Source organism: Burkholderia pulmonis (assembly GCF_984667975.1).
In genome coordinates this window covers 1,125,573-1,147,195 of the sequence record NZ_OZ480187.1, presented here as the reverse complement: position 1 = coordinate 1,147,195, position 21,623 = coordinate 1,125,573, and the positions used below count along the sequence as shown (strand labels likewise).

General features: G+C 65.0%; 9 protein-coding genes. 3 read left to right on the top strand and 6 right to left on the bottom strand.

Features of this window, described 5'->3' with window-relative positions; all coding sequences use genetic code 11:
- Positions 1-147 precede the first annotated feature (147 nt).
- Genes AC5LXK_RS21880 through gspG form a run of 4 tightly spaced genes read right to left on the bottom strand, consistent with a single transcriptional unit; the run spans position 148 to position 3,094 of the window.
- Positions 148-660, bottom strand: a complete 513-nt coding sequence (locus AC5LXK_RS21880) for a type II secretion system protein M (RefSeq protein ID WP_493393557.1) — start codon at positions 658-660, stop codon at positions 148-150.
- Positions 624-2,099 (bottom strand): type II secretion system protein GspL, encoded by a 1,476-nt coding sequence (gspL, locus tag AC5LXK_RS21875; RefSeq protein WP_493393555.1) that lies wholly within the window; start codon positions 2,097-2,099, stop codon positions 624-626. The genes AC5LXK_RS21880 and gspL overlap by 37 nt, the downstream gene beginning before the upstream one ends.
- A 28-nt stretch (positions 2,100-2,127) precedes the next feature.
- Positions 2,128-2,613, bottom strand: a complete 486-nt coding sequence (locus tag AC5LXK_RS21870; RefSeq protein WP_493393553.1) for a GspH/FimT family pseudopilin — start codon at positions 2,611-2,613, stop codon at positions 2,128-2,130.
- 22 nt (positions 2,614-2,635) lie between these two features.
- Positions 2,636-3,094, bottom strand: a complete 459-nt coding sequence (gene gspG, locus AC5LXK_RS21865; RefSeq protein WP_493394032.1) for a type II secretion system major pseudopilin GspG — start codon at positions 3,092-3,094, stop codon at positions 2,636-2,638.
- Between the two features lie 64 nt (positions 3,095-3,158).
- On the opposite strand from gspG, the gene AC5LXK_RS21860 reads away from it, so the two are divergent.
- Complete coding sequence (locus AC5LXK_RS21860; RefSeq protein ID WP_493393551.1) at positions 3,159-3,605, top strand: type II secretion system protein N; 447 nt, start codon at positions 3,159-3,161, stop codon at positions 3,603-3,605.
- An 8-nt stretch (positions 3,606-3,613) separates the two neighbouring features.
- On the opposite strand, the gene gspF is transcribed toward AC5LXK_RS21860, so the two are convergent.
- The gene (gene gspF, locus AC5LXK_RS21855) at positions 3,614-4,831 is read right to left on the bottom strand and encodes a type II secretion system inner membrane protein GspF (RefSeq protein WP_493393550.1); all 1,218 of its coding nucleotides are present in this window, start codon (positions 4,829-4,831) and stop codon (positions 3,614-3,616) included.
- A 642-nt stretch (positions 4,832-5,473) separates the two neighbouring features.
- Here gspF and AC5LXK_RS21850 point away from each other — a divergent pair.
- Both AC5LXK_RS21850 and AC5LXK_RS21845 read left to right on the top strand, forming a co-directional pair.
- Positions 5,474-6,826, top strand: coding sequence for a substrate-binding domain-containing protein (locus AC5LXK_RS21850; RefSeq protein ID WP_493393549.1), 1,353 nt, complete (start codon positions 5,474-5,476; stop codon positions 6,824-6,826).
- Positions 6,827-6,991: 165 nt separating this feature from the next.
- Entirely contained in the window at positions 6,992-8,320 is a 1,329-nt protein-coding gene (locus tag AC5LXK_RS21845) for a substrate-binding domain-containing protein (protein WP_493393547.1), read from the top strand.
- 356 nt (positions 8,321-8,676) lie between these two features.
- Here AC5LXK_RS21845 and AC5LXK_RS21840 read toward each other — a convergent pair whose 3' ends face one another.
- Positions 8,677-21,411, bottom strand: coding sequence for a filamentous hemagglutinin family protein (locus AC5LXK_RS21840; RefSeq protein ID WP_493394031.1), 12,735 nt, complete (start codon positions 21,409-21,411; stop codon positions 8,677-8,679).
- Between the last annotated feature and the right edge of the window lie 212 nt (positions 21,412-21,623).

The window sequence follows — 21,623 nt, the reverse complement described above, 5'->3', positions numbered from 1 at the left end:
TGGAGTTGCACGTTGCCTGCGGAACGCGCACCCCCGTGAGCGGTTCCGCGGCAAACGAACGTCAGATTGTGAGCGGGCACTATGACAGTCCAGTGAACCGTGCCGCGAAGCGATTCAATACTTTCCCGGGTGTCGTGCGGTACGCATTCAACGCACCGTTTGCGGCTGCAGCAGCGCCGAAACGGACGTCACGCCGGGCTTGCCGTCCGCACTTGCGTGCGCGCTCACGACGCGCACGTGATGCGTGTGGCGCATGCGGTCGAGCCAGTCCATCCATGCGGCGAACGAGATGCCCTTCGCGTCCACCTGGATGCCTTCGCCGAGCACCGCCACCTGCGCCTTCGCGATGCCGGCCTGCGCAAGCGACGCCGCAAGTGCGTCCCGCAGTGCAGCACCGGCAGGCGGCCGGATCGCAGCAGCCGCACGCAGCCGTCGTGCCTCCGCGAGTTGCCTGCCGGCTTCCGCAACTTGGCTCTGCAACGCGGGCAGATTTGCCGCAATGCGCGCGCGGCCCGTGTACGCGGGCTCCCACATCACGTTGTAGACGAGTGCCGCGAGCAACACGGTACCGCCCGACGCCAGCAGCGCCCGCTCGCGCGGCGAACGGCCGTCGAGCCACTGCGTCAGCGCGGCGCGGGCCGCGTGGAACCGAGCATCCACTTCGCCTCCTCCTCGTTGACCGTCACGCCCTGGGCCTGCAGGCGCTGGCGGAATCCGTCACCGTCGACGGCGGTACCGGGACGGAAAGCGACCGCCAGCGTGCCGTCCCGATAATCGAGCGTCGCGATCGCGTCCGACGGAATCGGACCGAGCGCGCGCGACAGCGACGCCGACAGCACCAGGTAATCGTTTGCGCGCAGTTCGCCTGCCGCCGCACGCAGGCGTTCGAGTCCGGTCCGCATCTGCATCGGCGGATCGAGCATTATGGTCGTTTCCGGAAAGGCGGCTTTCACGCGGGCCGTCAGTTCCGCATTCAACGCATCCTGACGGTGGCGCAACTGGAACCACTGCACGTTGATCGTCGCGATCGCGACGACGGCCGATGCGATCGCCAGGACGGCAGGCACGCGCCAGCGGCGCCATCCGCCCGTGTCGGCGCGTGAGGTGCGGGCGAATTCGAACTGGCAAAGGTCGAACCGGCAGTCGAGCGCGCCTCGTGCGAGTGTGTCCCACCGCAGCGTGCGTGCGGCCAGCGGAAATGCGGAATGTCCGGACATGCGCGCACGAAGGTCCGATGCGGCTGCGGAAGCGCCTTCGACATCGTCGTGAACGTCGACAACCAGCGCGTGCACCCGCACGGAATCGTGTTTCGACAACTCGGCAATCGTCGCATCCAGTGCGGACGCATGCGTTTCAAGGCCGAACCCCGACGATCCGCGCATGACGGCCAGTTCGAGCCGGAGCGGGTGGCCGGCCGCATCGGTATCGGCTTCGCTCGACGCGGGCGGACAGATGATCAGTACGTCCGCTTCACTGCGACCAGTATCCACTTCGCTCGAAGCAGGAGGACTGACGATCAGCGCGTCGGCTTCACTGCGGATGAGCACCGTTGCTTCGCCGTCACCGTCACCGCTCGGTAATGGAAGTGTTCGCGACGGGGGCAACGTTGCGGACCCGGGCAGCACATCGCCCTGCTCGCCGCCATCTGCCTGCTCACGGTCCGCCATCATCAGGCAGTGGATCAACGGCACCGCATGCACGCGCCGATAGCTGGCTTCGTTGAACCAGCCGATCACTTCGCCGAACCGGGCGCGATCGACCACCGCAACGGGCCGCACGGCGTCGCCGCTTGCCGCCGGGCCGACGGCAACGTGACTCTGCTGCGCATCGCCGATCAGGTATTCCTCGACCGCATGCGGCAGCACGCGCCGCAGCTTCGTGCCCGTCACGGGCGGCAGGTTCACGTCGACGAGCAACGTATCGCGCGCGGCGAGCACGAGCACAATCGACGCGGCCTTCGGCCACGCATCGCGCTTTGCTCGCCCTGCGCGCACGCGTTGCCCACGCCGGTCGAACAGCGCGTACGGCATCTCGGTGACTTTCCACCGCGCCGCGTCGAACGTGCCGATCGACGGCAACAGCACGACCAGGCTTGTCATCATGCCTCCCGGGCGCTTCGCACACCGCTCATGGCCGCCTCACGACGAAGTTGCCGATGCCGGTGCCGACGACGGCCATCCGCACGTCGCCGGACCACAGCGTGATCGTCACCGGCACGTCGATGCTTTCGCTGCCGAGCACGATCCTCGACGGCGTTTCGCCGCCGCCCGTATAACGCACCGACACGCCCGTCACCTCGGTGCCCCAGCGGCGCGAGCGATACAGGTCGTCCGTCATCGGCGCCCACGCGCCGCTTTCCGTACGCTGCACGAAGCGGTAGCCGCCGCCCACCGGCTGCCACGCGATCGGCATCGAGCGCACCTGCGCTTCGTCGCCGGCAGATTCGAGCAGGTTCGCGAGCCGCTGCGCTTCCTCGGCCAGATCGGTGCGGCGGTTGCGCGACGGCGCGAGCGTGACGACCGCGACCAGCAGCCCGACGATCAACAGCACGACGAGCATCTCCAGCAGCGTGAAACCGGCTGCACGGCGACGCGTGGACGGGCGCCGTTTCATGACGCGCGCGATCGTCATGCCGTTACTGCCACGAACCGATGTCCGCATCGTTCCCCTCGCCGCCCGGCTTGCCGTCAGCACCGTAGCTGAACACGTCGATCGCACCGTGCGCGCCTGGGTTCAGGTATTGATACGCGTTGCCCCATGGATCCTTCGGCAACCGCTCCAGGTAACCGCCATCCTTCCAGTTGTTCGGCACCGGATCGGTGGTCGGCTTCTGGATCAGCGCAGCAAGTCCCTGCTCCTGCGACGGATAGCGGCCGTTGTCGAGGCGGTACAGGTTCAGTGACTGCATCATCGTGCCGATGTCCTGCTTCGCGGCAATGCGGCGCGCCTCGTCGGGACGGCTCATGATCTTCGGCACGATCAGCGCCGCCAGAATCCCGAGGATCGCGACGACCACCATGATCTCGATCAGCGTGAAGCCGCGTTGCCTGCGACGGCGCGCATGCAGCATTCGGACTTCTTCGTGGTGCGTCATCATGCATTCACCCTTGCGTCAAAGAATGGAAACCGTTCCCTGTTCATTGAACCGATCCGTCGCCATGAAACCGCTCGCCCTGCTCCGCACCGTTCCGCCCCGCGTCGATCCGCTGCCGCTCGTCGCGACCGTCGCCGCCGCCGCGGCGCTCGTCGCCGTCTCGATGTGGGCCGCGCGCGTGCTGAACGCACCCGATGCACCAGCGCCCGCACGCACCGCGCCGCCCGCACCGTTCGACGTGACGGCCGGCGCGCAGCTGTTCGGCGCCAAACCCGACGACGGCCGCAACACGATCCAGCTGCTCGGTGTGCTCGCGTTCGATGCGCGCCGTGCGGCCGCGATCGTCAGCATTGGCGGCGAAGCGGCACGCGTCGTGCGGATCGGCTCGGCGATCGGCGAAGCCGCGAAGCTTGCGGAAGTCCGCGCGCGCTCGATCGTCGTCGACCACAATGGCCTGCAACGCGAGATCGCGCTGCCCGCCGTGCAGAAGGCGAACGCGTTCGTGCGCTGAAACGCGCATCACTGCACCATGTTGTTCAGCTCGATGATCGGCATCATCACCGCGAGCACGATCACGAGCACCACGCCGCCCATCGCGAGGATCAGCAGCGGTTCGAGCAGGCTCGTCATGAACATCGTGCGACGCTCCAGCTCGCGCGATTCGCCTTCGGACGCGCGGTCGAGCATCGTCGTCACGTCCCCCGTCGCCTCGCCCGAGCGGATCAGGTGCACGAGCACCGGCGGGAACGTCTTCGTATGGGCCAGCGCACGCGACAGCGCCGAACCTTCGCGCACGCGCACGATCGCATCGTCGACGTTCGCGCTCATCGCGCGGTTCGACAGCGTTTCGCCGGCCGCCTGCAATGCACGCAGGATCGGCACGCCGGCCGCGGTCAAGATGCCGAGCGTGCTTGCAAAACGCACCGTGTTGTAGCCGCGTACGAGCTTGCCGGCGAGCGGTGCGCTCAGCAGCCAATGGTCGAACTTCATCCGCGGCCCGTCCTGCGCCAGCACCTTGCGGATCGCGAAGACGATCGCGATCGTCGCGAGCAGCGACGCCCACCACCAGTGCCGCACGAAATCGGACAACGCCATCATCACGACCGTCAGCGTCGGCAACTGCTGCTTCGTGCTGGTGAACACGTTCGCGACCTGCGGCACCACGTAGCTCAACAGGAACGTGACGATGCCGAACGCGATCAGCGTGACGATGCCCGGATAGGTGAACGCGAGCAGGATCTTCTGCTTCAGCGCGTTGCTCTGCTCGATGTAGTCCGCGAGACGCGACAGCACGATGCCGAGCTTGCCCGTGTGCTCGCCGGCAGCGACGAGCGCGCGGTAGATCTCCGGAAAATCGCGGGGATGCTGGCCGAGCGCATTCGCGAACGAATGCCCGCCGACGACTTCCGCGCGGATCGACGCCATCAGCTCGCGCACGTATTCGCGCTCGCCCTGCTCGCTCAGCACCGACAGCGATTCGTCGAGCGGCAGCCCCGCGACCAGCAGGCTCGCGAGCTGGCGCGTGATGATCGCCTGCTCGCGCTGCGACAGCTTGCGGCCGAGCGACAGTCGCTGATGACGCTGGCCGTGCAGGCGCTGTGCGGCCAGTTCGACGACGAGCGGCGTGAGCCCCTGCGTGCGCAGATGGCTGCGGCCTGCGCGCGCGCTGTCGGCTTCGAGCACGCCTTTCAGCGTGCGGCCGGTGGGATCGATCGCTTCGTAGCGGAATGCCGACATGTCTGTGCCCTCGTGTCACGCGTGCGCGTTTTTTCGGCGACGTCGTGCAATGTGGCGGACGGAGTCGCCGGGGAAGACTACGGAGCGAACCGGCGCAAATTTGTGACGGATGTTGGGCTACCTTTTGGGGTGTTGGCGGGCCTTATTACCTTTGGTTGTTTTTCTTATATGGGAAAAACGATTTCATTTTTATCGGTGACGCATATCGATTAAATACCATCCATTCAGCCGCCACGAATTGAATTGCATTTAATTACTCTACGCGATCAATTTCATAAACATCCCGACCGGATACCTCATTCACGGGTGGAGGAAATGTTCCGTAGCATTCGCCACGAAACTGACTTGGAGTTGCGATAACGCCAGCCCGCACAACTTCGGGCCCGTAAAGCAAGGCCCTGCCGAGGCACACCATTGTCTTCCCAACATCTGGGAACCCTCCATCACGCCAATCGACGCCGAATCGTTGCTCCGCCAATCCTGATAACGCACCGGCAATATCGCCAAAAATGTTCCGTACCTTTCGTTATTAAAAATTCACACGCGTCATACGGATTTCCCCCTACATTTACCCGGCGGTCAACACGGTATTCAAACCGCAGCAGCAGGCTTCCCGTTTATCTTCGTCCAAGGAAATTTCTCATGAAATCCAGCAAGCGCAAGATCTGTCAAGTCCTCGCTCTCGTCGTTTCGGGCATGGGCGCATCCCTCGCGATGGCCGCCGGCCCGCTGATTCAAGGTGGCGGTTCGTCGCTCGTCGCTCCGACGATCGGCGCCAACTCGCCGGCTTCGGGTGAAATCGGCCTGTTCGGCACGTCGAACGCCACGTTCACGTACTACTCGGTCGGCTCGGGCGCCGGCCAGAACGCGTTCCTGAACAACCAGCCGACGTTCCTCGGCGCAGGCGTCACGGGTACCGTCGACTTCGCGAACAGCGATGCCGCGCTGACGACCGCCCAGGTCACCGCGTACAAGGCCGGCTCGGTCGGTGCGAACAGCGGCCCGCTGATCCAGATCCCGTACATCGTGACGGCGATCACGGTGCCGGTCGTCAACGCCCCTGCGGTGACGAGCAACATCACGCCGCAAACGACGCCGGGGCAGGCGCACAGCATCGCGCTGAACGACGACGACCTGTGCGGCATCTTCTCGGGCAAGTTCACGGACTGGAACCAGGTGATCAACCCGGAAACGGGTTCGGTCTACACGTCGACCAGCAAGCCGATCAAGGTCGTCTATCGCTCGGATAGCAGCGGCACGACTGAACTGCTGACCCGCCATCTCGCTGCCGTCTGCAAGAACAACCCGAATACGGCAGCGAACGTTACGTTCGTCGATTCGCTGACGTTCGCGAACGCGACCGCATTCCCCACGACGGCATTCCCGTCCAACGTGCCGTCGAACTTCGTTCCCGCGTCGGGTAGCGGCGGCGTTCGCGGTTCGGTCGCTTCGCTGTCGACGGCCGGCACGGCTGCGATCGCGTATCTGAGCCCGGACTACACGAACACGTACATCGCATCGCAAAGCACGGTCGTGACGCCGTCGGGCGCGCTGCAGCTCCCGCTCGCCAGCCTTTACAACACGACGGCCAAGGCATATTACGCACCGACGTATTCGAACGCGACGACGGCAGTCAACACCGCATCCGCACCGTCGTCCAAGGCCACCGCTTCGGATCCGACGCAATGGGTGCCGGTCTCGGGCGCGGCATACACCACTCTGGCCAACCCGTCGTCCGGCTATCCGGTGTCGGGCACGAGCCAGATCATCCTGAGCCAGTGCTATGCGGATGACGCAACCGCATCGAATGTTCAGAGCTTCCTGAACAACCACTACACGAACGCCAGCTACGCGTCGGTGGTGAACGGCAACGGCTTCGACACCGTGCCGACGGGCTTCAAGACCGCGATTTCGGCCGACTTCCTGAGCAACACCAGCGGGTACGGTCTCGACATCAACAACGTGAACAGCTGCGCCCTGTACGTGGGCCGTTAATTCGGATCGCTGCTGATTCGACACGTCCTGTTGAACCCGCCTCGAGCATTCGAGGCGGGTTTTTCAATTCAGACGCTACCGTAGCGATGCGTCAATAGGTCCATCGCGCATCGGATCGCGTTGCTACCTGCGTGCGGCCTTCAGTTGCATCTCCAAGGATTTCCCATGAATTTCAGAAAAAACAAGCTCGGCCATATCTTGGCACTTGTCGTTCCGTGCACAAGTGCGTCACTTGCCTTCGCAGCCGGCCCCATCGTCCAGGGTGGAGGATCGTCCCTCGTCGCACCGATGATGGGCGCCAATTCGCCGGCTTCGGGTGAAATCGGCCTGTTCGGCACGTCGAACGCCACATTCACGTACTACTCGGTCGGCTCGGGCGCCGGTCAGAACGCGTTCCTGAACAACCAGCCGACGTTCCTCGGCGCGGGTGTCACGGGCACGGTTGACTTCGCAAACAGCGATGCCGCGCTGAAGACTGCTCAGATCACCGCGTACACGACCAGTTCGGTCGGCGTGAACAGCGGCCCGCTGATCCAGATCCCGTTCATCGTGACAGCCATCACGGTGCCGGTCGTCAACGGCCCGGCCGTGACGAGCTTGATCACACCGCAAACGACGCCTGGTCAAGTGCACAGCATCGCGCTGAACGACAACGACCTGTGCGGCATCTTCTCGGGCAAGCTGACGAACTGGAACCAGGTCGCTAACCCGGAGGGCGGCCTGTACTCGCCGAACAATCCGATCACGGTCGTCTATCGCGCTGACGGCAGTGGCACGACGGAACTCCTGACCCGCCACCTGCAGGCAGTCTGCACAACCGCCAACACGAAAAGTGGTGTCAGTTTCGTCGATTCGCTGACATTCGCGAACACGACGGCGTTCCCGTCCGGCGTGCCGTCAAACTTTGTCTCGGCTTCGGGCGACGGCGGCGTCCGTGCTTCGTTGACCTCGCTGTCGGCGGCGGGTACAGCCGCGGTCGCGTACCTGAGCCCGGCCTATACGAACACGTTCCTCGCATCGCAAAGCACGGTCGTGGCGTCGTCCGGCGCGCTGCAACTCCCGATCGCCAGCCTGTACAACTCGAGGGACGCAAGGTACTACGCGCCGACGTACGCGAATGCGAAAACGGTAATCAGCACGATCTCGGCGCCGTCGTCCAAGGCTACCGCTGCTGATCCGACGCAGTGGGCACCGGTCTCCGGTTCCCCCTACGTCGCTCTGGCCAACCCGTCGTCCGGCTATCCGGTATCGGGCACGAGCCAGATCATTCTGAGCCAGTGCTACGCAGACGACACGGTTGCATCGAATGTTCAGAAATTCCTGAACAACCACTATACGAACGCCAGCTACGTATCGGTCATACGCGGCAATGGATTCGACACCGTACCATCGAGCTTCATAAATGCAATTCTGGCCGACTTCGTGAGCAACACCAGCGGGTACAGTCTCGATATCAACAACGTGAATAGCTGCATCCTATGGGTGGGTCGTTAGTTCGGACTCTGACCAATTCGATACGTCTTTTTTTAGCCCGCCTTGATCATTCGAGGCGGACTTTTTCATGGGTCACCTCCATAGCCTCCTGCCCTGTGACTGCGAACCGTGTACAACATGTTCGAGTTCACGTGCCCGAGACGAAGCCTTCTTCCCCACGTCGACCGTTGCCTCGCATCACAACTGCACTCGAAATCCGATTTTCCCGGCCTCGATCTCGCTGGCCATATGACAATCAAAGGCAACGCTCGAAGATGTACTGGGCCTCATCCAATCGACACACCAAAAGCAAAAATCCCCCGCTTCCGACACACGAAGCGGGGGACTTCCATGCGGCACTATCGAGTCGATAATCCTCAGAACCTGTTCAGCTTCCCGAGTTCGTCCTTGCTGAGCAACGTCCGCTGAGTAGGCCCCGCCGCACCGAATCCCAGCAGCGAAACCGAATTCGACGAATCGTAGCCGACCTGCTCGGACCTCCGCCGCTTCGATCCACCATCGGGGCCGTTGTCGCCGAAGCCCTCGACCTGCACGCTGATCGTCCAGCGGCGCGGCGCGGCACCCGATGCATTGTTCTTCGCAATATCCTGCGCGACCTGGCTGGCCGCCGACGCCGCCGAACTCGCGGCCGTCAGCGCGCCCGTGTTTACCGCTTGCACGAGCGGAATGCCAGTCGCCTTGCCCGTTACCTGGATGTTGTCGGCGTTCACGACGCGCAAGGCAGCAACGTTCAGGTTACCCGCGCGAATCCCCGCATCACCGGCATCGACGGTACCGCGCGGAGCGATCAGGTTGACCGTTCCCTTCGGCCCGCCCGGGATGCTTTGCAGCGTCGCGATCCCTGCACCCGTCACCTGCCCGCGCGCATCGACCGTACAGTAATGGTTCGCATCGCAAACATATTGCGGCGCCGGCGTGTCGGCCGACGTCTTCGCGCCCTTGCCCGCGTTGATGTCGCCGTTCGAGCTCCAGATCGTCATGTCGCCGCCCTGCTCGGTAAAGATCCGGCTCTGTGCGAGCAGTACGCTCTGGTCAGTGAAGATGTCGACATTGCCTTTCTCGAGCGTCAGGATCCCCATCGTACCCGGGCCTGCGACCACCTTCCCGCTGCCGTCGACGATCTGCGGCGGCGCCGTCGTGCTGCCCACGAGCGCCTGCCCGCCCGGCCCGAGGATCGTCACGCCGCCGCCCTGCTGCGTCTGGATCGTCGTACTGCGGATGTCGAGGTCGCCCGTGCTGGCGGCCTTGTTCGCCCCGTTCGATCCACCACCGAGATTGTTCGCCGTATAGCCGTACGAAGCCGGGAACAGCGTGTTGATCGCCTGATAGCCTCTCGCGTACTGCCCGTGATATGGGCTCGACGCATCGTTGTAGTCCGCACCCACTTGTGCGAGCACGCTGAACAACACCTTCTCGGCGAAAAGTTGCTGCACATATGAAGGTAACGCCTGGAATTGCTTCCACGCTTCGTCAGCGGTCAACTGGCCGACCTTGGCCAATGCCTTGTCCTTGTCCACCTGCAATCCCGTATCGACGCCAAGTCCCGCGTCGTACTCCTCCATGAACGCAATCAACGCAGGTGTCGCGCTCGGTACGCCGGCAACCGAACTACCCGGCGCGATATAGGTCGAGACAAACCCCGGCAAATCAACGCCGGGGCCCACGCCGAACAACACGTTGACGTTCGCGCTCTCGTGTGGCAGGTTCGGATTGTTCGCGTTACCTACCGCATCGATGCCGGTGAAAACATGGGCGATTCCGCCTGTATCGGCTTTCTGGTTATACAACTCGGCCTGACTTGTCAGCGGGCCGATGTTGCGTCCCGCCTGCACATCGAACCAACCCGGCCCGCCGATCGCCAACACCGGAATCGCGCCCCCCCCGTTTTGGGGAATCGGCGTGTCGTAGATATCTCTGCCGGCCACGACTCGCGTCACGTCGGAACTGCGGAGGTTTTGCCCCCAGAACGCGAGGTTGACGATGTCCTGTCCGGCCTGCAAAAGCGCCGGTTTGTCGATCGATAGCGTGACGAGGCTCCGATAGAAGCCGTCACTGAGATTGGGATTTTCCACCGTACCGTTGACGATGCTGCCATTCAGGCTGTAAATACGCGCGGGCTGCATATCGCCGCCATGAAGTGCATTCAGCGCATGTCCGGCAAGCGTCGAATCCGTCAACGCCGGGATGACGGCAAGCGGATTCGTTGACGAAGGCATCTGCGAAGGGTCGGCATCGGACATACCGAACGTATTGGGCAATTTAGTGCCTATCAGTAACGACGAGATGCTGGAGAGATTCACCGATCGATCCGCGACCAGATTCAACTGACCGACGGCCGACGGATAAAGCACACCGCCGGATTGGACATTGATCCCGCCGTCAAATGCCGTCAGATTGACACTCGCTGGCAGTACGCCGTTTGCCCCTGTCAACAAGCCGCCAAGCGCACCGAACCCGACATCTCCGGTCGTGGACAGCACATTCACCGCAGAGGTCGGCGAATAACCCTGGCTGTCAGCATACTGCGAATAGTTGGACAGTCTGACCGAGTGTGTGGATTGTCCGCCTGGTGGCGAGAACTCGCTCGCATAGGACGGATTCAGCACTGCGCCGATGTCAGCACCTTGACGCGCCGTGACATCGAACACGCCATCCTGCGTCGCCAGCACCGTCGATACGGCGATCGGCGCTATCACGCTAATCCGAGGAGATACCACGGCGATATCCGACCCGATGCTTCCACCAGCCGATATCGTCCCCACTCCCTTTGCGACGAAGTAGTCGCCGCTCAGAATATCGCCACCGGCCCGCACCGTCAGATTTCCGCCACCGACGGTGACAGGTTTGTTGTTCCCGTCCAGATACCACGTAGTCGGCAGCGATACGGCCAAATCAGAGATATTGCCGCCGGCACTGATCGACACGTTGCCGCCGACGCTCATCACGCCTTGGCCGAAGGCGCCGAAATCGATCGACGACCGGGTCAGCGGCGCGATGACGCTACTGTTGACGAAGGTCTTCCCCGGCTTGATCTGCATCCACTGCCACCAGTACTGGCTGATGTTGTTACCTGCCCCGCCCGTCACCGCACCCGTCGTGTCGGTTACATTCTGGACGCCGTTGATATCACCCTGCACGCGAATCGAAATATCGCCGGCCGAATCCGGATTCACGGTCGGCGTGACCAGGATGTCCTGCAGCCCCGACCCACCGTTCATCACTGCCGAAGCGAGCCCCAGCGCCGGCGAACCCTGCGCCGGGGCCCCCGCCGTATACACCACGCCCGGTGCGGTCGTATCCGCCAGCGTGAAATCATGGCCTGCCGCCAGGTCGATCGATCCCGTACCGGTGCGGATCGTGGTCGGCTGCAGCAACGTCAACCCGTTCGAATCGACGTAAGCGGTGTGCTGGTTCAACGTCACGTTGCCGGTGGATGCACTGCCGGCACTGAATGCCGTAACAGGCTGCACGGCGAGCGGATTGGCGCTGGCGAGGTCGGCGCCGCCGACGATGCGATACGACGAACTTTGTCCGCCCAGCAGCGCGGCAAAACTGACCGGCAACGGGTTGTCGGCCATCGCAACGTTCGCCGGCGTATTGCCGGGCAATGCGCCGATATTGATGCCTGCCACCGGAATCGACAGCGGCGCCGTTGGCGCATAAAAGAAGTTGTACGCGCCGATCGGCGGGAGTTGCAATGGCGTATTCTGCGAAGCCGTTGTGGCCAGATTGCCCAGGTAATTGTTGTAGCTCGACACGTATCGCTCGTAGTCCGCCGGGTTGGACGAAAAGATCGGCGCAGGGGGTGTTCCGAATTTCGGAATGATCAGCTTGCCTTTCTTGACGACCCCCGTTACCGACCCAGTGCTATATCCGCTGTTCAACCAGTAATCGTATGCGGCGGCATAGTCCGCAAAGGATGAATAGTCCGAAACAACGGGAGCGGGTGCGTGCAACGGAGCATAAGGCAGGATGTGGAATGCATAATTCCCGCTTGCCCAGTATCCGTAGTACGTGCCCCAAGAACTGCCGTACTGCAGATAGTCCGAATAGTACTGAGCCGCCTGCTTCTGAAGCGGCGCGGTCAACGCGTAATTCGGATCGTACAGCGGGTTCGTCGAATCGGTTCCGATAGAAGTCAGCGACTGGCTTGTCCCGTCGGTGTACTGCACCGTGATCGACGCCGGATCGTCGAGCGACACGAGGCTCTTGTACAACGTCAGGGCCGCCGCATACGTTCCCGTTGCGGAACCGCTCCCCGCCGCTCCCAGAATCGTCGCGACCTGGTTCTGGAAAAAGCCATCGCTGATACTCGCTTTCGCATCGAAATCGTTCGTTGCCCGGAACGTCAGCATCGGCGCGATCGTCTTGTTATAGCGATACGAAGGATCGATCGTCCCGCTGTTGTTCGGCAGCCCCGCGCCGAGATTCCAGTTCGACAGGATTGAGATATTGCCGCCGTTGATCGCCGTGCTCGGATTGTCGAACTCGATCCCCGGCGCCACGCGGAAATTCGCGATGCCCGCGGTTGACCCCTGCAGCGTCGGCCCATTGGCGCCGAGCCCGCTCTGAACGAATCCCATCAGCGTGCCGGGCGTCATCGACAGCGTGCCGTCGCTCGCCTTGACGATCTGTCCGCCGTAGAAATTCTGGTGGTCGGCGTTCGCGGTCGTCGGGACGAAGTACGTGCCGCTCGCTCCGGGGAAGCCGATCGACGACACGCCGTTATACAGCGACGCGATATCCGCGTCGCTGCCGGTCAGCGTCGCCTGTGCGCCGGTCGCATTGTTCGTCAGCGTGCCGCCGCCGTCGCCGTTCGCGTTCGGCGCGAACGTGAAGGTCGGCGGATTGGTGCCTGGCGCGGTGAACGTACCGCCCAGCAAATGCCCTTTGCTGTCGTACCAGCCGGCCGGATCGACGATGCCGTCGAAGTGCTGCGCGCCCGACGTCGCGTCGGTCGTGTTCCACGTCGCATACGCTTCCAGCGTCGTCGCGCGCGACCCGACGATGCCCTTGCCGCTGTTGAACGCGTTCGGCAACTGGACGTCGACGCTGCCGTCCACGAGCAACGGCGCGCGGAAATTCACGGTGCCGCCCGACAGCCCGCCGGCCGCCCCGCCCGAGACGTCGATCAGCGCGTTCGCGCCGACACGGATCAGCCCCGAACGCGACGGGTCGATGTTTTCGTAGCCGTAAGTCGCGTTGTACGGATTCGCGACGGTCGGATCGAACACCGCGCTCGTGCCGATGTTCACCTTGCCGCCGCGCTGTGTCGGATCGGAGCCGCGCGCGAGCAGCGTGCCCTCGACATCGACGCCGCTGCGCCCGTACAGGCTGATCTGCCCGCCCGCCTTGCCCGATGCGTCGATCGTCCCCAGCACGTTCACGTTGCCGTTTGCCGTATCCAGTGCATTGCCCATGCCGCCATCGGCCGTCAGCGATACCGAGCGCGCGGTCAGCGCGTTGCCGGCCGACAGCGTCAGGTTGCCCGACTTGGTATGAACGGCGATCGACTGGTTCACGCCGCTCGATGCGAGTGTCTTCGCCAGCGCATCGAGATCGGCCGCGCCGGCCGTGTCGAGCGACAGCGAGCCGCCCGCATAGCCGTTCGTCGCCCCACCCTTGATCGTGCCGTTCAGGTTCGCGACCTGCTTCGGCGCCGACAGCGTCAGGCTGCCCGCCGCGCCGCCACCTTTCGCGCCGGAGAAATCGAGCGTCGCACCCGGCTGCACGTCGACGATCCCCGCATCGGCGGTCAGGATGATCGAACCGGCCGGCGCGTACTGCGTCACGTCGAAGAACTGCTTCGACACACCGGCCGAACTGACCGTCGACCCGCTACCGATCGTCAGGTTGCCGGTCGTCGCCTCGAGACTCACGTTGCCGGCCGGCGCGGCGATCGTCGCACCGTTGTCGGCGAGCGTGGCACCGATGAAATGCCATGCGCCGCCAACCGGCGTCTTCGACAACGCGGTGCCCGCTGCGCCATTCAGCGTCAGCGCGCCGGTCGTCTTCACGGTCGACGCGGAGCTCGTATCGGCCAGATACACGGGCGCGTTGAGCGTCACCGGCAACGCACCGAAATCGAACGTTCCCGTGCCTTGCCCGACGATGCCGCCGCTCGCCGTCATGTTCACCGATGAGAACCCGCCGAGCGTCTTGGCGCCCGTCCCGAAGTCGATCTCCTTCGCGTTGACCGTCAGCGTGCCGCTGCCCGGCGCGACCGCGCCGTTCGGTGCGCCCGTCTCGTTCGTGAACGCGATCTGCTGCCCGTTCAGCGTCACACGGCCGCCGTCGCTCGTGAACGTGCCCGCGCTCAGGTCGACGCTCTTGCCGAACGTCGCATTCACGTCGCCGACGAAGCCCATCGCGCCATAGCTGCGCAGCGACACGAGATCCGCGTTGGCGAGCTGCACCAGGCCGGCCTGGTCGATCACGAAGCCCGGCAGGTTCGCCGCGGCTGCGCCGCTCGCATTCGTGAACGTGATCGCCGAACCGTCCACCGTGATCGCTTTTGCCGACAGCACCGCGCTCGGGTCGACCTTCAGGTTGCCCGACGAATCGAGCATCAGCGCCTGGCCGCCCGACAGCGTCCCGCCGGCACCGACCGTCAGCAGCCCCTTGCCGGTGCCGCCCGTGCGCGTGAGCGGCGCCATCGCGCCGTTCGATACGCGCAGCAGCGCGCCGTCGCCGGCGATCGTGATCGGCTGGTCCTTCGCCGCCGGGTAGTCGCCCGCCGCCGCGATCGACGCACCCGCATCGACACGCAAGCCGTTCGCCGCGTTCGGATCCGTGCCGCTCGCGTCGGTCTTCGTCACGAGCAGGATTTCAGGGCCCTTCAGTGACGAATTCCCGTCGTTCGACACCACGATGCTGTTCGCGATCGGCGTGATCGTCACGCCCTTCGTGGTCGCCGCGCGCGTGCCGCCGATCAGCAGGCTGCCGGCGTTCAGCGAATCGAGCGCATCGCCACCGATCTGCAGATAGCCGGGCAACGCCGCGCTGCCGTTGCCGGTGATCTGGATGTCCCGCGACGCGACGTCGACCTCGGCCGGCGCACCGCCCACCCCCGCCGCCGCGTTCAGCGTCGCGCCGAGCGCCAGCGCCTTCGTCGCGGCCAGCACGAGCTGGCCGCCGTCCACCGGCAGCGGCGGCGTGACATTGCCCTGCTTCGCGGCCTGTGCGGTAAAGAAGGCATTCGCCCCCTTCAGGGTGTACTGCGAGTATTGCTGCCACGTCGCGCCCGACTGTACGTTGAAGAGCGTCGGCGTCGCGCTGCGGCCGCCCGTCACCGCATCCGCAAAGTAGCCGGCCGTCATGACGGTGCCGTCCGGCAGCACCTGCGATGCACCCGGCACGACGTTGCCGCTCGTCGCCGATACGGTCACGCGGTACGCACCCGGCAGCGTCGCGTACTTGCCCGGCAGCAGCGTGTAGTAACCGGGCGCGAGGCCCGGCACGCCGGACAGATACACGGCCTTGCCGATCGCGTCGTTCAACCCGGCCTGGCCGACGCCGAGCGTCGCGGTCCTGGTCGTCGGCGTCCCGTTGCTCGCGACGTCCGGCTGCAGGGTCTGCGCGAACAGCGGATCGTATGCGGCAATCGGCGATTGTTTGCCCGGCACGATTGCATAGACGTTCCCCGCGCCCGCATTGACGGGCACCGCGGTCGCGCCCTTGCCGCTCGCGTAGCTCACGTTGTATTGCGACAGCACGTCACGGGTACCGCCCGTGCCCGGCACCCATTCGGCCGCCTGCAGGTCGCCGCCGCCGGACAGGTCGATCGTCGCGCCCTTGTTGAGCGCGACGCTGGTGCCGTTCACGCCGATGTACTTCGCGGGTGGCGCATTCAGGTCGATTGTCGTCGTGCCGGCAAGCGGATTGAACTGCCATTCGACGCCGTCGATCGTCGCGCCGTAGGGAATGATCGCCCCGCCGTTCGAAACCGACGTCACGCTGCCGTTCGCGAACGTCACCGAATCGGTTGCGACGAGCGGGAGGTTGCCGAATTGTTTCTGCGTCGCGCTGTTCGTCGGATCGCCGACGCCGAACACGAGCGTGCCCGACGGTGCGCGCACGGTGCCGCCCTGCACGATGTTCGTTGCATCGACGAGCAGCGTGCCGCCCGCCGACAATGGCGTGCCGGACGCACCGGTCGTGCCGAACGTGACGGTGGTCGGCATGCGCTTGCCCGTCACCGGATCGACGGGTCCCACCGCATCGACGACAAACGTGCTGCCGGTGGCCGGGTACACGCTCGCCGCGTTGAACGTCACGTTGCCGGGCGTGTACAGCATGCCCGGCGACAGCACAGTGCCCGACGGATTCGAAGAGCTCAGACGAATATCGCCGCTGCTGGTGAAATTCGCCTGACCGAAGTTGTTGAGCTGGAACTGGTTGCGCAAGTCGACGAACGACGCATTCACGCTCAGCGTCGCATCGGAACGCGTGGCGACCGGCGTGAAGGCGGGTGTGGCCGAGGGCGCCATCGGGCCGACCAGTGCGACATAGGGGGCGCCGATCGTCACCGTCGTACCCAACGAAAGGGCCGGCGGCTGCGCGAGCAGGTCTGCGAGCGCCGAACTGCCGCCCACCGGCTTCGCAGGTGTCGACAACAGCGTCGACAACTGGTCCATCCCGATCGCCGCGATCCGGCCGGTATTCAGTGTCACGGATTCGGGCAGCGTCAGGTTCACGTTGCCGGCAAACGCGATCGGCGGCACCGTGAACGGGGATGGTGTGCCATCGCCCAACACGAGATTCGCGATCCCCGAATCGTTCAGACGGTCAACGGCAAACTGGATCACGCCGGTCGGCTGCCCGGTCGGCAACCCGGTGGCCGGGTCGACCGGCGGCGAAAAATCCTTGCCCGGGGCAAGCCCCGCGGGCAAGAGCATCCCGCTCTGCTGCACGACGAGCGCCGTCGCGCCGGGTGCGCTGTTGTTTGCGCGCGGCAGGATCGTCAGCGTGCCGCCACGGGCCTGCGACGCGCCGCCATGGCCCGACAACGTCCCGTCCGCGAACAGGCCGTACCCGGGCGCCAGCGTGATCGACCCGGCATCGCTCCACACGGGCTGCGACGCATAGGTACCGTTCGCCTGCAAGCGATCGAAGTTCGCCGACGTGCCCGACACGTCGATCTTCGATCCGGCTTGCGTCACCACATAGCCTGCATCGCTCGACAGCGTCACCGCCCCGCCCGGCAGAACCTTGCCGGTGTTCGGCACGACGGTCGTTCCACCGATCTTGACAGGCGCCGCAAGCGGATTGGCAAGCGCGATGCCCGATACGTCGAGCGTCGCACCGGAACCGAGCCAGACCGAACGGCTGTTGCTCGGCGTGAATACGTTGAATTGCCCTGGCTGGACGTTCGCGGTTCCCGTATCGGCACTCAGCATGATCGCCCCACCCGGCGCGACGACCGAACCCAGCACCGTGACTTGCTTGGGCGATGCAAGAACGACGTTCGCTCCGGCATCCGCGTTGATCGATGCACCAGACGACAACGTGACCGCACCGGTCACGCCTGGATACGACGGCGGCGGGCTGTCCGGCGTGCTCTGCCACACCACGTAGTTGCCACCCGTCAATACGAGATTCGTCGGTTGCCGGTGATACGTGTCGAGTTGACCGGTCGTCGTCAAGCCGCCAGCCGACAGATTCGCGCCCGAGCTCGTCTGCTGGAGCGCCAGCGCGTCCGGAATGCGGTTCAATTGCGTCAGCGCGACCGTCGCGCCGGGTGCGACGGTCGCATCGTAGTACGCGTTCAGCACGTACTTGCCGAATCCTTGTTGCGAGAAGAAGTTTTCTGGCAGATACACGTCCCATGGCGATGACGCCGCCCGGTCGCCACCGATCCGGAAGCCGAGCGCCCCGAGCGTCATCGTGCCGCCCCCCGAGAAACCTTCGCTCAGGATCGTGCCGCCCATCGCGATCGTGCCCGCCGTCGGTTGTGTCGCGGGCAGAGGCGAACCGCTGTCACGCGTATGCCCGAACTGCTGTGTCGCCAGCGAGGCCGCGTATGTCTGCAACGTGACGTTGCCTCCGCGCCCGGCCGGCACACCGTTCTGCATCAGCAACTGGCCGTTCGCAAGCATTTCGCCGCCGCTCGAAACGTCTAGCACACTTCCCGGTTGCAACAGAATCGAACCCGTCGTGTCCACGTTGCTGCCGTTGACGACGAGCGCCCCCTGCTGCGTCGCCGACAGCGAAATGCTCCCGCCGTTGATGAACTGGCTGTTGCCGGGTGTCGTGCCAGACGCGACCTGTACGTCGTTGTTCACCCACTGGCCGGCCGCACTGATCACGCCCTGCGGCCCGACGACGACATTGCCGCCGCTCTTGACCGAGATCGATCCGGACGGTGCGGACAGCCGCCCCGCGACATTCACGCCTGCACCGAGCGCCGTGCTGCTGAGCGAGATCGATCCGCCCGGCTGCAGGTTCAGTTGCGTGCCCAGCGCAACCATGATGCCCTTGCCTGCGTCCTTGTCCTCGGTCACGTTCAGGTTTGCGAAGCCGCCGTTGTTCAGCGTCGCCACGGGCACGACCTGCGTCGCAAGCAGGTTGTTCGGATCGTTGGCCGCCAGCGACTGGGATGCGGTCTTGCCGATCGGCGTGTCGATCGAGAAACCCGGCATCAGCGCGCCGAGCGGCGGCGCCTTGTCCTGCAGGATCACAACGCCGGAAGTGCCGTTGATCGTGACTGTCGGATTGGCGACAATGTTCCACGTCATCCCCGCCAGCGCATTGCCGGCCAGTTTCGGATCGGCCCCCAGGTTGAACGTGCCGCCGGACGGCAGGCTGTTGCCCTGCATCTGCTTCGCGCCGCCGAATGCCTGCGCGCTGATGTCGCCGTCGAGCACCAGCGCCTGCGATGCGAACAGGTCAAGCGTGCCGGCGTTGCCGCCGACGATATAGTCGGACTGGTAGGTACCGCCCGTCTGCAGCGGGTTGAACCAGGACTTCGTCACGCCCCAGCGCGGATGGCTCTCGACGAACTGCCCGGCGATGCCGACATAGCGGTCGTACGGGCTCGCCTGCCCGATCGGCACGATCGCACCGTTGGCGTCGACGAGCCGCGTCGTGTTGACCATCCCGCCGTTGTAATGCACGTACCCGCCGTTCAGGTTCATCGACGAACCGGTCGCGCTCATCACCTCGTTGCCGGACAGCGTGATCGTGCCGCCGTTGGTCAGCAGCTGATCGACCGTACGCGGAATCAGGTTCACGTAGCCCGACAGGTTCAGGATCGGGCTGCCGACCCACTGCACGCCGTCGCTGCGCGTGCCCGACAGCGTGCTGTCGACGACGATACCCTTCAGCCCGAACAGGAAGCTGTTGCGCAGCAGCGGCGAATCGGCCAGTTCGTTCTGGCCGATCCGGTCGATCGTCAAAAGCGTCTGCGAGATCGGCGCCTGCACGTTCGCCAGCCCCGACACGTCGATCGTCGCGCCGTCGTCCACGTAGATCCGACCCGGCACCGCCGTCTGGCCCGGCACCTTGTTCGTCACGACCGACGGCGCATAGGCCGTCACCGACACGTTCGAGCCCGGCGCCTCGATCAGCGAGCCGCCCTGGAACCACACGGAGCCGGCCGTCATCGCGATGCCGCCCGGCGTAAACGTCGTGCCCGGCGTCGACGTCGCAGTCTGGCCATTGTTGTCGGGCAGCACGGTCGTCACCGATCCCGGCCCGAAGCTCAGTAACCCGGCACGATTGACGGTGTCGGCCCCGCCGGCGCCGCCCGTGACCGGCGTCGAACCGGTATAGGGATTGCCCAGCGGGTTGTTCGACGCATACTCGTCCGCGGTCGAGATCGTGATCGTGCCCGGCGTGTTCACGCTCGTCGTCACGCCGACCACACCGTTCTGCGCGACCCGGCTGCCGAGCAGGTTCACGTTGCCGCGCGCCGCTTGCACGATGCCCGTATTCGTCAGCGTGCCGGCCGGCGTCGCGTCGATCGTGGCCCCGGTTTGCAGGTCCGTCGTCACGATCTGCCCGCTCAACTCCGGCAGCAGGACTTGCGGATTACCTGCGTTCGGCCGCAGGCTCACCCCCACGCCCGCCGCGAGCACGACCTGCCCCGACGTCGCCGAGATACTGCCCGCATTCGTCACATTCGGTGCGGCGACCAGCACGAAGCCGCCGTCGCTCGCCGTGCCGTTGGTGTGCGTCGTGATCGACGCCCCTTGCTCGATGGTCACATCGCCCGGCGGCTGGTACGCGCCAGTCTGCAGCACCTGATTCCCCAGCCCCAGTACCTCGTTCGGCGTACCCCCCGCCCCCGCCACCCCGCTCGAACTCCCCGACTGCGGATAAGCCAGCCCGCCCGTCGTCCCCGCCGGCAGGCTCAGGAACTGCTGGTTGCTCGCGACGATGCCCGCGGGCGTCGGCACCAGCTGGTTCTTCATGTCGAGCAGGTTCAGCGACGACGCGACGAGCGAATGCACGTTGACCTGCGACCCCGCACCGAACAGCACCCCGTTCCGGTTGATCACATACACGGCGCCCTGGGCGGTGATGTTGCCGAGAATCTGGCTCGGCCGCCCGCTCGGGTCGTTGATCCGGTTCAGCACGGCCCAGTTGTTCGCGCCGTTGGTCTGCGTGCCGCCCGACTGATCGAAATTCAGCGTCGTCTGCCGGCCGACGTTCATCGTCTCCCACGTCAGCACCGCGTTCTGCCCGGTCTGCTTGACGTCGACGTTCACGTGCCCGTTCGCGTCGACGTTCTGCGTCGGCGCGTTCGCGTTGAACCACAGCACGGGATTGTTCGTATCGGCCGTCGCGCCGGCCGCCACCTGCAGCCCGCCCGGCGCGAGCCCGTTCGGCACGGTCGACGGCAGCTTCGCCGCCGCCGCCGCCGCGCTCTGCTGCGCGGCGATCTGTGCGGCAATCGCATGCGCGGCGTAGCCGAGGTTGCGGATCGACGGCTGGCTCGCCTGCAGCGCCTGCTGCGGCGACACGCCGAGATTCGGCATGTCCGGCGCGCCGGCGCCGCCTGCCCCGCCGCCCGATGCGCGCGGCGTCGCCGCGCCGAGGTTCATGATCCCCGCCGCCTGCACGTGCGCGGACGCTCCCGCCAGCAGCATCAGCGCCACGGCCTGCACCAGCGGCCGCAGTTCCGATTTCAGGATCGAGCGCGAACCCGTCGCGTCAGGTTGTCGTGCCGTGCGTGCGCGTGCTGCCATTCTTCACCCCGAATCCTATGAAATTGCGCTGGACGACGATCGCGCCGAAAGCGGCGTCGATCCGTTGCCACGTCTGGTCGTTGCGCCCGGGACCGAACCCGGGCGCTGAATCA